A 15,754-nucleotide genomic window follows, 5' to 3' on the forward strand; every position below is an offset into this window, starting at 1 on the left:
TCGACCACGAGGCGGGAAGGCAAGACCGCGCGAATCCCGAGTCACCATCGGCGGAGCCCGCGATGCCGCACGAGCCCGCAGGTTTCCCTACACCGCCAGAAGGCAGAGCGCGCAACGGCCAGTCCCACTCCAGTCCGGTGAACTTCACTCATTCCGGCAGGCACGGCATCCAGGCCTTTAACCTGCACCTGAACGGCGATCAGGTGATCCCCGTACCCATCACCGACAGCGACGCCGCCTACAAGGCGAGCCAGGAGGACCGGTTCGTCCCCCCACGTAACCCAGGCCAGTGGGTGGCCGCCTCCGAACTGCTGGAGAAATATGGAATCGTCGTACTCTGCGCAGCCCCAGGCGCCGGTCGACGCACGGCTGCTGTACGCCTGCTGCGTACGGCCACCAATCCTCCCTCTGCCCTCTTCGACCTCGACCCGGAATGGTCCAAGCCCTCGGTCCGCCCGCTGCCGGAAGAGACAGCGACGGGATACATCCTCGACCTCTCCGACCTTCCGGAGCAGCCAGACGACCGGCTCGGCACCGACCTGGTTGGCCATGGGGAGGGCTTGCGCAAGAAGAAATCCTTCATCGTCATCCTCGCCACGCCCACCGACTGGTATGGCCACTGGGCTGAACCCACGCTGCCTTTTACCGTCCGACTGGAGTCTCCCGACGCGAGGGCCCTCGTTGCCGCCGAATTGCGGGCTCATCATCGCGGTGATCGTGTGGCCTGGCTGGAGGAAAAGGCGTTTGCTGACATCTGGAAGGCCAACCCCTCCGCGCGTGCGGCGTGGCGTTTGGCCGACCGCCTCATCCTGGCATCCGGCCCCGAGCGGCTCCAGGCGATCGTCAACGAGTTCGGCGACTGGCACACCGAAATCGAAGACCTCCTCAGCCATGATCGGGCGAAGGTGAGCGACGCGCAGCTGCTGTCCACCCGGGTTACGGTCTGGGCCGGCGCCTTGCTGCACGGAGGCTTGCGCAGGTCCGTAATCAAGGCAGCCGACGGGCTCCTGTCGCAACTCGGCATCGGACGCGACGCTGCCAATGTGCTGGTCGACGCCACCACGTCGAGCCGACTGAGCGCCGCGAAGATTGTGCGCGATGGGGACCGGGCCTTTCATGACAAGAACATGGAAGGTCTCTCCGCAGCCATCCTTCGCCATCTGTGGGACGAGTTCCCCACCCAACGCGAACTTCTGCGCACGTGGGCCATCGGTATCGCCGCCGACCGCGCCATCCCGGAAGAGGACGCCCGCCAGGTCACCTCTGCGCTGCTGAAGCTGGCGGTGCACCGACATGACCGGGCCATCCTCGACGGTCTGGCGAGTGACCTCTGTGGCCCCCGGCGGGCCTTGGCCGTGGAGGTCCTGACCGAAGCAGCCGGGGATGCCGAGTTCGGTCGCTATGTCAGGGACCGCTTGCGCCAGTGGATGGATACCAGGGCCCCTTCGGACAACAAGGTTGACCTCGTCATCGAAATCTGCACAGGCAGCTGGGGCATCAGCCAGCCGGCCCTCGCGCTGACGCGTCTGGGCAAGGCTGCCGGCCATAAGGACTACGGCTCCGAGGCCGTCGTCCAGGCCTTCCAGCAGCTCACCCTGCGACGGCCCGAGCACGTGCGTAAGGCCGTCGACCAATGGCTCAGCGACGCCGAAAGTGAGCAAACCGACGAGGCTGTTCGCCGTCAGACTCTGCGTGCGTTCCTGGCCCTCGTTTCCAGCGACGAAGGAACAGACCTGGTCCTGAACGGTGTAGCCACGCCCGAGACTCGATTGCGCCTCGTTCGCGCGTGGCAAAATCTGCTGTCCACCGATGCCGCTGTAAAGGCGGTCGAAAGGCAACTATCCCGGTGGCAGGAGCGCTTCCAGGACGACCACGAGCGCCGGCAACCGGTCCTGGACTTACTCGCGGACATTTTCGCCCCGCCCAGCCGCCGCTCCGGCCTCGACGGGCTCATGGTGACGGAGGAATCGGCGATCTGTCCGTTCTGGCGGGACGTCTTGGAACGGGCCGCCTACCAATTCTGGACGTCCGAGGAGGCATCGACCTCTTGACGATCGACGGACCCGGCCCGTGGTGGAGCCGTCGTCGCAGCCGAATTCGGACCCAGTGGCCCACACGTCTGCCTGGTATCCGCTTCTGTGCCCGCGGCACACTCACCTACCGGGCACACGCCCCCACGAAGGCCAGCGGCTCAGCCTCCGCCCGACTCGCCCTGGATAAAATCGGCCGCAGCATCACCGAGCGTCACATGCCCGAACAGCTGACCACCGCACAGGAAAGTCTCACGCTCGCTGCGGCGTACTGGCACACGCCCGAGGACACCTCTGGCCTCTGGCTGCAGGCACACATCACCCTGGTGCTCACCGAGCAGGACGCGGATCGTGCCCAGAGATATCAGGACGCCTTACGCGAGGTGACGCTCCAGCTCGACCAGGAACAAGAACGCCGAGAACGGTTCAGACAAGCGGTCTTGGATAAACCGGACGCGACGCGCATCTGGTGGCTCGACCGCCACTTGGAGGATCTCGACTCCCTCGACTGGGACATCTTCAACAAGAAGATCCTCCCGCTGGTCGGCGCAACCGACGACATTCAGTCCAAGGCCGAACGGATCGCCCAAACCGTCCTGTACCTCTGGAAAGAGCTGGGCGACAACCCAGGGCGGCATGCACGCTTCACCGCCACGGTGCGCACCGTCCTGGACCAGATGGGGTGGAGCGACGCGATTGCCTGGCTGACACCGGATGCGTCCTCGACCGCTGATCCGCCCGTAAGCGTCCGCAGTGACGGAGAAGAGCGGCGCCCCGTTGCTGAGGCGGGGACGGACCGATGAAGCTACCCGCCTTGCGCTGGCTGCTCGACCCGGCGACCAGTCTGCTGGCCGTGCGGCTTTGTGCTCAAGAAGGAGGCTGCATGTCCTATGACGCGGCTTGGAGGCTGGCCCGGGTAACGCGCCATCCCGACGATATGGTGTACCGGCACCACGGACACCTCGCTGAGGACACACCCGACGAAATGCAGTAGTCGGGTTTCGGCGTGGGGGCGACTCACCTGTTCGTCCCCCAACGCTGGGAAACTTGCGTGAAGCCATGTGAGCTCTCACAGGTCTTTGACCTGGAGTTTTGGTTAATTTCACTGTGGGTGCGCGGTGGTCGGTCCCGCGCTGCTGGGCTTCGTGGTGCGCAAAGGAGGCGTGCGGTGCTGGCGGGCCCCGGCCCTCCCGGGTCGCAGCCCGGCACCGAGGAGCGCGCCCTCGGCGAGGTGAATGTGAGATCCGCAGCCCGTCCCACTATTACATCAGTGGTGTATGCTGCCAGTGTAATAAAATGCAGATGGGGGCTCGGGTATGGCTTGGAAGATCGTTGTGGTCGAGCCAGCTCTTTCGTGGCTTCACGATCTGCGCAGGACTGACCGCGACACCCTGATCCAGGTCAGCCAGGCCGTCACTGCCCTCCAGGAGGAAGGTCCGGCGCTGGGCCGGCCTCTGGTGGACACGATCAAGGGCTCGGTGCTGTCGAACCTCAAGGAGCTCCGCCCCGGCTCCGCAGGGGCCACGGAAGTGCGGTTGTTGTTCGTGTTCGATCCGGACCGGCAGGCTGTGATCCTGACTGGTGGCGACAAGGCTGGCAACTGGTCCGGCTGGTACCGCCTTGCGGTACCCCAGGCGGAGCAGGCGTACGCGGAACATCTCAAGCGAATCGACGGAGAGGACGGGGCACGATGACTGATCACCTCAAGGACCCGCAGGCCGTCTCCTGGGAGGATCTGGCGGAGGAGTTCTCCTTCACCGACGCGGAGAAGGAGAAGATCCAGAAGGGGGCACAGGCGTTGGTCCTGGCCTCCCGTGTCCACCGTCTCGCCGAATTGCGGAAGCGGCAGCACACCACACAGGTCCAGGTCGCCGAAGTCATGGGTGTCACCCAGGCCCGCGTCTCACGTATCGAGAAGGGCCAACTGGAGCGCAGCGAGGTCGACACCCTGGCTGCCTATGTCAAGGCGCTCGGCGGCAAGCTGAAGATCGTCGCCGACTTCGGTGATGAGACCTACGTCCTCGGCTGACCCGACGTGCAAGTGACCCACAACAGCCCCGGTCGGACCTGGTATCCCACTCATTGGCTCGGCACGTTGGTCGGCGCCGCTCATGGCGGAGTGTGACGGCGGTTGCTGTTGTCTGCCGCCGTGCCCGCCCACTTTCCGGCGGTGCCATGCTGACCGAACGATTGCCGCTTCGGCGAGGTCGGAACGGGGGAGTGCTCGGAGCGGTGAACTCTGCGAGGCGCTGGAAAGGTGGTGCAGCGAACGCTGCACCATCCCCGATGGAGCCGGATCGAGTAGGAAGCAACCGGATCGAAACGGGGGTGTAATTCGGGCGCTTCGGTAAAGCCGCAGGTGAGAGGCGTCACGCTTTTGGGTTCGAGTCCCACCCGCCCCACCCAGCGTCCCCGGGCAGAATCGTCATGGCCTGGGGAAACGCGTTTTCCGGGGCGTTTTTGCGTGCAGCGTTCGCCGCACGTAGGTGCAGCGAACGTGAGGCTTCGGTCCTTCAAGCAGATCTCGCGCGCGGCTGTGAGCTTGCCCGACGGGCAGCAGACGCTGTCCTCATGCCGATGCCAGTTCTCGTGGGCGGTGACCTGCCCACGCGCCAGGTCGAGGCGCTCGAAGCCGCTGGCGTGACCGCCCGTGTACTGCTGGGGGGTGGCAGTGCCCAGCAGCACGGGCTACTCGTCCTCGCTGGCGAAGACCAGGAAGGCTGAGGCGGAGCCGGCCGCCAGGTCCCGGGCTCCGGGGCGGCCCAGGCGTCTCCCGGTCGGTCAGAACGCCTGCATGTACACCCGGGTTGTGTCGCGGTCCAGTTCGAGGACGTGGATCTCGATCCACTGGACTTCGCTCCGGCGGCTGTCCCCCACGCGGGGCGGGCAAACCCCGGCCCAACGGACACCTTTCTCGCTCTGGGGCTCGGCGAGGCCGAGGTGTCCGAAGAGTTCGGTGGGGGCCGGGAGGTCCTGGTTTCTGGTGCGCAAGGGCTTCTCGGGACGCAGGTCCTCCGCTACCCGCACCGCGGTCCTCTCGTCGGTTACGAAAGAGAGCAGGTAGATGTCCTCCTGCGGATTGATCTGCACGGCGCCCTTTACCTCTGTTGCGCTCTCGGGCACCGCCACCTTCATGAACGCTGATGCCTCCGGGGCGCCCATGTCCTTTCCCCAGTGCGAGGCGCGCTCGTCCGTCGTCCGGTGATCATCCTCGCCGGCACTCGAACAGGAGGTGAGCAGCATGGCGGCCACGAGGGCCGCGAGCAGTCGTGGCCGCAGGGCAGATCCGTTGTTCACCGGTTCTCCTCGTCGCCGCGCGAGACGTCCCCGCGGGACCCTTCGCGCCCAGGGTCCGCCGGTGTCACCCCGGGGGCTGAGCCACTGTTCAGATCCTGGGTGCAGGTGCTGCTGCTACCGCGCATGTCGAATTCCTGGGCGAAGCCCACTCTGTGCAGGTGCCCCATGTCGTCGTCGGGAATGGTGACACCACCGGGGAACGTCGTCGATTTTCCGGAGTCCCAGTTGTACCGGTCCCATACGTTGACCTGGTAGTCGAGCGAGACCTGTGGCTTGCCGCCGCCGCCCGGACTGACGGTGACCATGCCCGAGACGTTCTGCTGGTGCGACCCGACCGCGTGGAACCATTCGTCCTCCCCGAAGGTCCGCCCGATTGCCTGGCTTTCCACGGAAACGACGACCGTCCTGTCGCCGCCGGCCTTCTCGAACTCATCGAGGGCCTTCTGACGCCATGCTTCCTGGTTCTCGGTGATGTGAAGCGTGCCGACGTCGGTCCGGAACCCGGAATCGTCGTGCAGGATGCGGTGGGCGGGGCCCCGTCCACCGCAACCGGGCGGGGCGGGCGGTGAGCCGAAGTGGTTGAGGGCATGGCTGCCCGGGGCAGCCATGCCCTCCGTGCGTGCGGTCGGGATCAGTCGGTCAGGTTGCCCATCTTCCACACGGTCATGGACGTGATGACGCTGCCGTCACCGAACAGCCGCAGGCCGAGGGAGTCCTGGCGGAAGGGATAGGCGCGGGTGGTGATGGACTTGTGGGAGTTCGCGTAGGCCTCGATCATCGAGCGGTCGAGGAACACGTCGAGGGTCAGGGTGCCGCCCGAGAGGGTGAGTGGCCCCTTGTGGATGCCGAAGTCGGGCTCGGCGCTGGAGTAGTTCCCTGATCGGGACCGGTCGACCCCCAGCTGTCCCGCGGGGGCGTCGTAGAACAGGCGGGTGCGTTCCTCGTCTCCGGGGCTGCGGAGAACGTCGAGGCCGAAGGTGTCGGCGGTGCCCCGCTCCATGGTCAGCTTGATGTGGAGCATGTTGCCCTTGACGGTCGCCAGGCGGGTGTTGGCGTCGTTGACGGACGTCGGCGCCGTGATGTCAAGGAGCGGTGCGCCGGCGTGGAGGCGGGAGACCTCCTCCACGGGGCGGAAGCCGAGGTCTCCGTCGGGCCGCATGTTCAGTTCGATGGGGAGCCCCGCGTTGTGGGCCCAGCCGGCGTCGTAGTGGGCGCGTTCGGTGCGCCGGTCCTGGGCGATGCTGAAGACGAGGGAGCGTCCCTTGGCGTCGACGGTTCCGCTGGGGCCGGTGAAGTGGTCGCCGTAGTCCATCAGCTTGGGCTGGGTCGTGTCGGGTGTCCATCGGCGGGCGCCGGCGTCCCAGGTGCCCACCCAGTAGTAGACGAACTTGCTGCTGTACTCGCCGGGGCCTGCGGGGAAGGCCGGGTTGACGAGCAGTGCGCGGCGCTGGCGGCCCTGTGCGTCCTTGCCGATGGGCAGGAAGGTGGGGAGTTCCCAGACCTGGCCGGTCTTGGGGTGGGCTGCGACGTCGCCGACCATCAGGGGGCCCGAGTAGGTCCAGTCGGTGAGGTTCTTGGAGGTGTAGAGGAGGGCGGTGCCGCCGATGTCGGTGCCCGAGGTGTTCTGGACGCCGGAGCCCATCAGCTGGAACCAGGTGTCTCCCTCCTTCCAGACGAAGGGGTCACGGAAGTCGCCGTAGCGGACCTTCCGTCCGGCACCCACGGCCAGGTCGGCGGTCTGGCTGGTGACCAGGGTGGGGTGCATCTTCCACTCGACCAGGTCGGGGTCACTGGGGTCGACGGGGCGGGCGAGACCGGTTGCCTGGTTGGGGCGCTGGGCGTCGTTACCGGCCGTGAACAGCAGGACGGGCACCCCGTTCTCGTCGAGGGTCGAGTCGCCGGACCAGACACCGTCGGGTGCCACGCTGTCGGCGGTGGGGACGAGGGCGTCGGGCAGGTCCTTCCAGTGGACCAGGTCCTCGCTGACCGCGTGGCCCCAGCCGATGTTGTGCCAGTAGGGGCCGTGGGAGTTGTGCTGGTAGAAGAGGTGGTACCTGCCGTTGACCTGGATGGGGGCATGGGGCTCGTTCATCCAGTGGTTGGGTGCGGTGAAGTGGTAGCCGGGACGGTAACGGTCACCGTCGTAGCGTGAGCGGTCCATGGCCATGCGGGCTCGGGGAATGCTGCCGCCGCCGAAGGACTGCAGATCCTTGGTGTGGCTCGCCGTGACGGCCGCGGGGGTGAGTGGGTCGGTGTGGACCTTCACTTCGTCGATCAGGCCGTTGAACATGTTCACGGCGAACGTGCCGTTGATGATGGCGGGCTGGTTGTGGCGCCCGATGATCAGGGGGACGTCGGCCTTGGCCAGACGTGCACTGGTGGGAATGGTGGTCCGGGCGACCTGCGTGCCGTTCAGGTACAGCCTGATGGCACCCTCGCCCGGCGCGAACACGGCGGCGAGATGAGCCCACTTGCCGGCGGCCAGAGCAGCAGCCTTGGGCACCTTCGTCTCGTACCAGCTGTCACCGGTCCCGATGCCGAACTCCCACACCCCGTGCCGGCCGACACCGAGGGAGAAGCCGCGCTTCGCGTTCTTGTCCTGCTGGTTGACGATGGCGGAGGGCTTGTCCTCGTCGCCCCATTCGAAGGCGCGGGGGGCGACCCAGCCTTCCACGGTCAGGCCGTCGGTGGGGAGTTGCGTCTGGGACGCGGCGCGGGTGACCCACGTGGAGTAGCCGTCGAACAGGAGGGCGCCGGAGAGGACGCCTTCCTCTTCGCGTCGGGTGCGCCAGAGGGGGGCGCTGTCCGGCTTGTCCACCGCGTCGTTGAAGACGTAGCTGATGGGGTCGGCGGCCTGGCTGACCTGCTCGGTGGTCGTGGTGCCCTTGCCCTCCGCGAAGTCCCAGTAGGCGGCGAGACCTTCCTGCGTGGGGTCGGGTGCCTTGTCGGTGCCGACGCGGACGTCGTCGAGGTTGATGTGGCCCCAGCCCCCGGTGGCCTTGTCGACGAGGGTGATGCGCAGTTGCTCGCCGAGGTGGATGCGTGCGTCCCAGGTGACCCGGCGGTAGGCCTCGTCGTCGGTTCCGGTCGCCTTGTGGAGGACGGTGCCGTCGAGGGTGGTGAGGGCGGCGTACAGGTCGTTGTCGTTGCGGCCGCCGGAGAGCAGGATGCTGACCATCCCGGTGCCGGTGAGGGTGAACGGTTCGGATGTCACCGTCCCGGTGGGGGTGTCGCTGCCGGAGGCGAATCCCCACAGGTGGCGGGTGCCGGCCTGGTTGAAGCAGCAGCCCCAGCCCCAGCCGGCCTTGTCGGTGACCGCACCGTCGAAGGCGGTTCCGGTCGTCGTCCAGCCCTTGAGATCGCCGGACTCGAAGCCCGGATTCGACAGGCCGGCCACGGAGGGCGCGGGGTCGGTGCCGACGCGGACGTCGTCGAGGTTGATGTGGCCCCAGCCTCCGGTGGCCTTGTCGACGAGGGTGATGCGCAGTTGCTCGCCGAGGTGGGTGCGTGCGTCCCAGGTGACGCGGCGGTAGGCCTCGTCGTCGGTTCCGGTCGCCTTGTGGAGGACGGTGCCGTCGAGGGTGGTGAGGGCGGCGTACAGGTCGTTGTCGTTGCGGCCGCCGGAGAGCAGGATGCTGACCATTCCGGTGCCGGTGAGGGTGAACGGTTCGGAGGTCACCGTCCCGGTGGGGGTGTCGCTGCCGGAGGCGAATCCCCACAGGTGGCGGGTGCCGGCCTGGTTGAAGCAGCAGCCCCAGCCCCAGCCGGCCTTGTCGGTGACCGCACCGTCGAAGGCGGTTCCGGTCGTCGTCCAGCCCTTGAGATCGCCGGACTCGAAGCCCGGATTCGACAGGGTGGTTCCGGCCGCGCCGGCGGTGTGCGTCGCCAGGGGTGCCGTCAGGCCGAGGCAGATCGTGAGCGCGAGCAGCAGGCGCAGCAGGGTGCTCCTGCTCGTCCGCGCGGGTTTCGCTGGAGAGCGGGTTCGCATACGAACCTCCGGTGATGTGGGGTGAGGTGCGGGGATTGGGGGATTGGCGGGACGCCGCCCGGGGACGCGCGGGGTCCCGGGGAGACTTGCTCCGGGCCGCCGGTCGGGGGAGGAACGGAGGTGCCGGCATCGGGGCTGGTGGGGCCGTGGTCTCCGACGGTCCGGTCGGCGGTCCTCCTGTGGACCGGTCGCCGACCGGGGCGTCGACGCTGAAGGCGGTGACGGTGAAGGCGGTGAGGGTGGTGGGACGTTCCCACCCTCCGCCGACCGGTCCTTGGGTGACCGACCATCACCTGACGCCGTGTTAATTCGATTTGCCCATCGGTCGGCATGGTTCGCGCGTCGTCTCCGCTAAAGCAAGGGCTAACGCACACGGATTTCGATTCCACACCCCTCCCGGGCCCGCAAAAGGCGCATAAGGGCGCCGTTACGCAGGCGAGATGTCCGGGGTGTTGACAGCGCATGACGGGTGCCGCAATCTCGTCACACCTTGCTAATCCGATTTAGCTTAACGGGGCTGATCCTCTGATGTCCGAGCGCCGCGTGACCATGGCCGACGTCGCCCGCAAGGCGGGCGTCTCGCCGACGACCGCGTCGTTCGCCCTGTCCGGCCGGACCGACATGCGCATCTCCGACGCCTCCCGCGAACGTGTGCTTCGAGCGGCTCGGGAGCTGGGCTACCGCCCGAACGTCACCGCCCGCAGCCTGCGGACGAAGTCCACCCAGACCATCGGGCTCGTGTCGGATCAGATCACCACCACGCCGTTCGCCGGTGACGTGATCCGCGGCGCCATGGAGGCCGCCCGGGAACGGGACCACCTGCTGTTCATCACCGAGGCCGGCGGCGACCGTGCCGCCGAGTCCTCACTCGTCCACGCCCTGCTGGACCGCCAGGTCGACGCGGTGATCTACGCATCCATGTTCACCCGGTACGTGACCCCGCCCAAGGAGCTGTTCGGGCGCCGAGTGGTCCTGCTGAACTGTCTGGCCCCCGGCTTCGACGCGCCTTCCGTGGTCCCCGACGAGTTCGAGGCCGGACGGGACGCGGCCCGGGCCCTGATCGCGGCCGGTCACACCGAGGCCATCTGGGCGATCGGCGGTCATCAGGCCGTGCCGGCCACCCCGGAGGGGATCGTCGCCGGCAACGAGCGTATGCGCGGTCTGGAGGAAGTCCTCCGGGAGGGCGGCGCACGCCTGGACGGTGTCGTCGAGTGCGACTGGGACACGCTCGACGGCTACCGCGAGGTGACCGCCCTGCTGGCGGCGGGCCACAGGCCCCGCGCCCTGGTGTGTCTGGCCGACCGGGTGTCCCTCGGCGCCTACCAGGCCCTCGGTGAGGCAGGTCTCTCCGTGCCCGGTGACGTGTCGGTCATCTCGTTCGACGACCAGGACATCGCCTCCGTCCTGCGTCCGGCGCTCACCACGCTTCGGCTGCCGCACTACCAGCTCGGGCACCTCGCCATGGAGTTGATCCTCCGGACGGGTCCGCTCGAAGCACTCGTGCACCGCGTGCCGATGCCTCTTCAAAGCCGTGCCTCCCTCGCCGCGCCCACCAGCGGCTGATACCGGCACCGAAAGACAGCCGTCCCGCCGCCCGCACCGACGATTTTGGGGCGGGGGACGGGACGGCCACCAAGAACAGCGACCGTCGCAACCGGTCGCCGAGGGCGGGCCCTGCAAGGCCCGTCTCAGTGAGATGGAGGAACCTCATGCTGTTCAGAACACGACGCCTCGCTGCTGCGAGTGTAGCCGTCACGGCGGCGACCGCGCTGGTCGCCGGATGCACGTCCGGGAGCGCGGGCACGTCCGGTGCCAACGGCGACACGCTGACCCTGTGGACGCACAACGCCGGCAACTCGGTGGAACTCGACGTCGTCAAGAAGATCATCAAGGACTTCAACGGCTCTCAGGACACGTACGAGGTCAAGCTCCAGGCGTTCCCGCAGAGCGACTACAACAACTCGGTCGTGGCGGCAGCCTCCGCCCGGAAGCTGCCCTGCCTGCTCGACGTGGACGGCCCGAACGTGGCGAACTGGGCGTGGGGAGGCTACCTGGACCCGATCGACGTCTCCGGCAGCGAGGTGCCCCTGCTCGCCCAGCTGGCCAGCACCGTCGGGAAGTACGAGGACAAGCTCTACGCGTTCGGCTTCTACGACGTCTCGCTGGCCTTCTTCGCCCGCAAGTCGGTGCTGGAGTCCCACGGCATCCGTGTTCCCACCATGGGGAAGCCGTGGCAGAAGGACGAGTTCGACACGGCGCTCGCCAAGCTGAAGAAGAGCGGCGAGTTCGAGTACCCGCTGGAGATGGGCACCGGCGGCACCGGCGAGTGGTGGTCCTACGGCTACTCGCCGCAGCTGCAGAGCTTCGGCGGGGACCTGGTCGACCGCCGCGACTACGAGAAGGCCTCGGGCACCCTCGACGGCGAGAGCGCCGTGCAGTGGGCCACCTGGTTCCAGTCGCTGGTGACCAAGGGCTACATGGCGAAGAAGTCCGGAGCCGACCCCAACAAGGACTTCCTGGCCGGCAAGAGCGCCATCCAGTGGGACGGCAGCTGGAACGCGGCAAAGAACGCCGAGAAGCTCGGTGACGACCTGGCGATCATCCCCCCGGTCGACTTCGGCACCGGGCCCAAGATCGGTGGTGCGTCCTGGCAGTGGGCCATGAGCTCCACCTGCTCCAACAAGGCCGGCGCACAGGAGTGGCTGAAGTTCTCCCGCCAGAACAAGTACTTCGTCGAGTACGCCAGGGCCACCAGCACCATCCCGGCCACCGACGCCGCGGCGCGCGAGATCGAGGACTACCAGCCCGGCGGCACGTTCGACGTCCTGGTCGACTTCGCGCGTGAGTACGCGACGGTGCGGCCCGCCACCCCGGCCTATCCCTACATCTCCACCGAGTTCGAGAAGGCGGCCAAGGACATCCTGGCCGGCGCGGACCCGAAGAAGGCTCTCGGCCAGGCCGCGAAGGACATCGACAGCAACCTGAAGACGAACGACTACTACTCCGACTGACCTGCCCGGTCCGGTTCGGGCGCGACCCGCGGTCCGAGCCGGACCGATCCTCTGGAGACAGATACCGTGCCCACCATGATCGCAGCCCGGGAGCGGCTGCGTCCGGTCCGGCGAACCCGAACGACCAACGCCCGTCGCCGTGAGAGCCTGACCGCCTTCGGCATGGCCACCCCGGCCGTCGTGCTACTGATCGTCTTCCTCGTCGTGCCGGTCGCTCTGGCCTTCACCCTGGCGTTCACCGACGCGAGGCTCGTCTCGCCCACCCCAGCCCGCTTCGTGGGTCTGAGGAACTTCACCCTGCTCTTCCAGGACCCGACGTTCTACAAGTCCCTGCGCAACACGGCGTACTTCGCCGCTGTCGTCGTGCCGCTGCAGGCCGGACTCGCCCTGGTGCTGGCCCTGCTGGTCAACACCAAGGTACGGGGCATCAACTTCTTCCGTACCGTGTACTTCCTGCCGGTCGTCACCTCGATGGTCGTGGTGTCCCTCCTGTGGACCTTCCTCTACCGGGAAGACGGCCTGGTCAACCACGTCATCTCCACGCTCACCCTCGGTCACGCCGAGGGACCCGACTGGCTGGGCGACCCGGCCACCGCGATGCCCGCCATCATCCTGATGTCGGTGTGGCAGGGCGTCGGCTTCCACATGGTCATCTGGCTGGCCGGGCTGCAGACCATCCCCGCCGAGCTGTACGAGGCCGCGGATCTCGACGGAGCCACCCGCTGGGACCGCTTCCGCCACGTGACCTGGCCGGGACTGCGCGCCACTCGCACGTTCGTGCTCGTCACCATCACGATCGCGGCCTTCAGCCTCTTCACCCAGATCAGGGTGATGACGCAGGGCGGCCCCCTCGACTCCACCACCACCGTCGTGTACCAGGCGGTGCACACCGGCTACGACCAGCAGCAGACCGCCTACGCGGCTGCCGTCTCGCTGGTCTTCTTCGTGCTCGTACTGAGCGTCTCCCTCGTCCAGCGCTTCCTGACCCGGGAGAAGGACTGACATGACCACCTTCCTCAAGCACCTCGGCGGTCACACCGGCCGCATCGTCCTGGCCCTGGTCTTCGCGCTCCCGCTCGTCTTCATGCTCGTCTCGTCGTTCAAGCCGGACGACCAGATCTTCGGTGACCTGGACTCCCCGCGCGCCTTCCTGCCGGTCGGCGCCCTGTCGCTGGACAACTACACAGCGGTGTTCGAGCGCGTCCCGGCGGCCCGGTTCCTGCTGAACTCCGTGCTGATCTCCTCGATCACCGTGGTGCTCGGCATCGTCGTCAACAGCCTGGCCGCGTTCGCCCTGTCACGTATGCGGTGGCCCGGCCGGAAGCTCGTCCTGACCGCGGTCATCGCCACCCTCATCGTGCCGTTCGAGACCTTCGCCCTGCCCCTGGTGTGGTGGGTCAACCAGCTTCCGCTGCTGAGCGTCAACGGCTTCCACCTGGAGTGGAACACCGGCTGGATGGACACCTACCAGGTGCAGATCCTGCCGTTCGTCGCCAACGCCTTCTCGGTCTTCTTCTTCCACCAGTACTTCCGGAGCATCCCCAAGGAGCTGGACGAGGCGGCCATCGTGGACGGGGCCGGCTGGTTCACCATCTACCGCCGCATCGTCATGCCGTTGTCCGGGCCGGCCGTCGCCACCGTCGCGATCCTGACCTTCCTCCCGGCCTGGAACTCCTACCTGTGGCCATTGATGGTCGTGCAGAGCGAAGAACTGCGGCCGGTGATGGTGGGCATCTCCTACTTCTTCCAGCTGAACGTGGGCTGGGGCCAGATCATGGCGTACTCCTCCATGATCACCGTGCCGATCCTGGCGCTCTTCGTGGCGTTCCAGCGCTCCTTCGTCAACAGCATCGCCTCCAGCGGCGTCAAGGGCTGACCCGCGGCACCACCGTGCCGCTCGCCCTCCTCCTGGTGACTTCCGTGTGCTTCGTGCACCCCGAGAAAGGCCCTGTGTGTCCGCGCTGCCTGCAGACCCCCACCTCCCCGCCCTCCATCTGCGACCGCCCCGCCACTGGATCAACGACCCCAACGGGCTGGTCTTCCACGACGGGCACTACCACGTGTTCTTCCAGTACAACCCGCACGGCCCGCAGCACTCGAACGTGCACTGGGGCCACTTCCGCAGCCCTGACCTGATCAACTGGGAGCCCCTCCCCGTCGCCCTCACCCCCACCCCCGGCGGCCATGACGCCGACGGCTGCTACTCGGGCAACGCGATCTCCGTCGGTGACCACATGGTGGCCTTCTACTCCGCCCACCGCAACGACCGCTGGTGGCAACCCGTCACCACCGCCGAGTCGTACGACGGCGGCCGCAGCTGGGCCAAGCGCCCGGAACCGCTCATCCCCGAACCGCCCGCCGGCACCACCATGTACCGGGACCCCTACGTCTGGTGGCAGGACGGCCGATGGCGGATGCTGGTCGGATCCGCCCTCGAGGACGGCCGCGCCGCAGCGCTGCTGTACGAGTCCGACGACCTGGAGCACTGGACGTACCTCGGCCCCTTCCACACCAGCGACACCGCGTCCGACGGCGCCCCGATCGGCTGGGAATGCCCCCAGTACGCGACCTTCGGCGACCGGAGCGTCCTGATCGTCAGCGACTGGACCCCGCTGAACGGCCCCAGCCGCACCACCGTCCACACCGGCCACGAAGAGAACGGCCGCTTCGCACCGGCTGCCTCCCCCGTGCCGCTGGACCACGGCCCCGACATCTACGCTCCCGCCTTGCTGAAGGCCCCGGGGGAGGACCGATGGCTGATGTGGGGCTGGGCCTGGGAGGCCCGCGACGACGGCTGGGCGCACGAAGCCGGCTGGGCAGGCGTCCTCACCCTTCCCCGCGAAGTGGGCCTGACGGCTGACGGAACGGTCACCCAACGCCCTGCCCGCGAACTGCTGGCCCTGCGCGGCGCCCGCACGCTGCACCGCACCGGACACGTCACGCGGGCCGAGCCGGCCGAGCTCGGTGAGGTGAGCTCCACCTTCGACCTCACCGCCGCCCTGATACCCGACCCCACGGGTACGAGCGGGCTGCGCCTGGTCACCTCGGCAGATGGTTCCGAGTACCTCGACATCCGTCTCGATCCCGCGGCCGGGCAACTCACCGTCGACCGCAGTCACGCCTCGCTCGACACGCGAGCCCGGGGAGGCTCGTACGCCCTGCCCTTCCCCGCCATGCGACGCCGCGGCAGCGCCGTCGGCCTCCGCGTGATCGTGGACCGCTCGATAGCCGAGATCTACCTGGCCGACGAACAGGTCCTCACACTGCGGTTCTATCCACTGGGGGAAGGGCCGTGGCGGCTCGAAGCCCGTACGACGGGCACCCTGCGCAGTGAGTTCGCGGTCGAGGCCTGGGACCTGACTCGGGCGGATGCCCCGCGGGAGCCGACCCTCACGGGCCGGGGACGGGCGTCGGCCGACTGACTCCCC

General features: G+C 67.7%; 12 protein-coding genes. 9 read left to right on the forward strand and 3 right to left on the reverse strand.

What is annotated here, in order from left to right; all coding sequences use genetic code 11:
- The first annotated feature begins 137 nt into the window (after positions 1-137).
- From PZB77_RS22050 to PZB77_RS22065, 4 genes are all read left to right on the forward strand, one after another.
- Positions 138-2,051 (forward strand): hypothetical protein, encoded by a 1,914-nt coding sequence (locus PZB77_RS22050; RefSeq protein WP_275494342.1) that lies wholly within the window; start codon positions 138-140, stop codon positions 2,049-2,051.
- Between the two features lie 197 nt (positions 2,052-2,248).
- Positions 2,249-2,833, forward strand: coding sequence for a hypothetical protein (locus tag PZB77_RS22055; RefSeq protein ID WP_275494343.1), 585 nt, complete (start codon positions 2,249-2,251; stop codon positions 2,831-2,833).
- Positions 2,834-3,346: 513 nt separating this feature from the next.
- A complete protein-coding gene (locus tag PZB77_RS22060) occupies positions 3,347-3,724 on the forward strand; it encodes a type II toxin-antitoxin system RelE/ParE family toxin (protein ID WP_275494344.1) in 378 nt (125 codons plus the stop codon).
- Positions 3,721-4,059, forward strand: a complete 339-nt coding sequence (locus tag PZB77_RS22065; protein WP_275494345.1) for an XRE family transcriptional regulator — start codon at positions 3,721-3,723, stop codon at positions 4,057-4,059. Before PZB77_RS22060 ends, PZB77_RS22065 begins: the two co-directional genes overlap by 4 nt.
- Before the next feature lie 752 nt (positions 4,060-4,811).
- Here the strand turns inward: PZB77_RS22065 and PZB77_RS22070 are convergent.
- From PZB77_RS22070 to PZB77_RS22080, 3 genes are read right to left on the reverse strand one after another with little or no spacing between them, the layout of a single operon-like run.
- Positions 4,812-5,327, reverse strand: coding sequence for a hypothetical protein (locus tag PZB77_RS22070; protein WP_275494346.1), 516 nt, complete (start codon positions 5,325-5,327; stop codon positions 4,812-4,814).
- Positions 5,324-5,935, reverse strand: coding sequence for a hypothetical protein (locus PZB77_RS22075; RefSeq protein ID WP_275494347.1), 612 nt, complete (start codon positions 5,933-5,935; stop codon positions 5,324-5,326). Before PZB77_RS22075 ends, PZB77_RS22070 begins: the two co-directional genes overlap by 4 nt.
- A gap of 23 nt (positions 5,936-5,958) precedes the next feature.
- Positions 5,959-9,315: a GH32 C-terminal domain-containing protein gene (locus tag PZB77_RS22080; RefSeq protein WP_275494348.1), complete on the reverse strand. Its 3,357-nt coding sequence runs from the start codon at positions 9,313-9,315 to the stop codon at positions 5,959-5,961.
- Positions 9,316-9,843: 528 nt separating this feature from the next.
- Between PZB77_RS22080 and PZB77_RS22085 the strand changes: the two genes are divergently transcribed.
- The 5 genes from PZB77_RS22085 to PZB77_RS22105 all read left to right on the forward strand — a co-directional run bounded on the left by PZB77_RS22085 (position 9,844) and on the right by PZB77_RS22105 (position 15,748).
- Positions 9,844-10,878 carry a LacI family DNA-binding transcriptional regulator gene (locus PZB77_RS22085; RefSeq protein WP_275494349.1) on the forward strand — a complete coding sequence of 345 codons (1,035 nt, stop codon included), beginning with the start codon at positions 9,844-9,846 and terminating at the stop codon, positions 10,876-10,878.
- Positions 10,879-11,024: 146 nt separating this feature from the next.
- Positions 11,025-12,326 carry an extracellular solute-binding protein gene (locus tag PZB77_RS22090; protein ID WP_275494350.1) on the forward strand — a complete coding sequence of 434 codons (1,302 nt, stop codon included), beginning with the start codon at positions 11,025-11,027 and terminating at the stop codon, positions 12,324-12,326.
- A 75-nt stretch (positions 12,327-12,401) separates the two neighbouring features.
- Entirely contained in the window at positions 12,402-13,328 is a 927-nt protein-coding gene (locus PZB77_RS22095; RefSeq protein ID WP_275494351.1) for a sugar ABC transporter permease, read from the forward strand.
- Position 13,329: 1 nt separating this feature from the next.
- Complete coding sequence (locus tag PZB77_RS22100; protein WP_275494352.1) at positions 13,330-14,202, forward strand: carbohydrate ABC transporter permease; 873 nt, start codon at positions 13,330-13,332, stop codon at positions 14,200-14,202.
- Positions 14,203-14,278: 76 nt separating this feature from the next.
- Complete coding sequence (locus tag PZB77_RS22105; RefSeq protein WP_275494353.1) at positions 14,279-15,748, forward strand: glycoside hydrolase family 32 protein; 1,470 nt, start codon at positions 14,279-14,281, stop codon at positions 15,746-15,748.
- The last annotated feature ends 6 nt before the right edge of the window (positions 15,749-15,754 follow it).

Origin of the sequence: Streptomyces sp. AM 2-1-1, assembly GCF_029167645.1 — a bacterium.
Classification (GTDB): Bacteria; Actinomycetota; Actinomycetes; order Streptomycetales; family Streptomycetaceae; genus Streptomyces.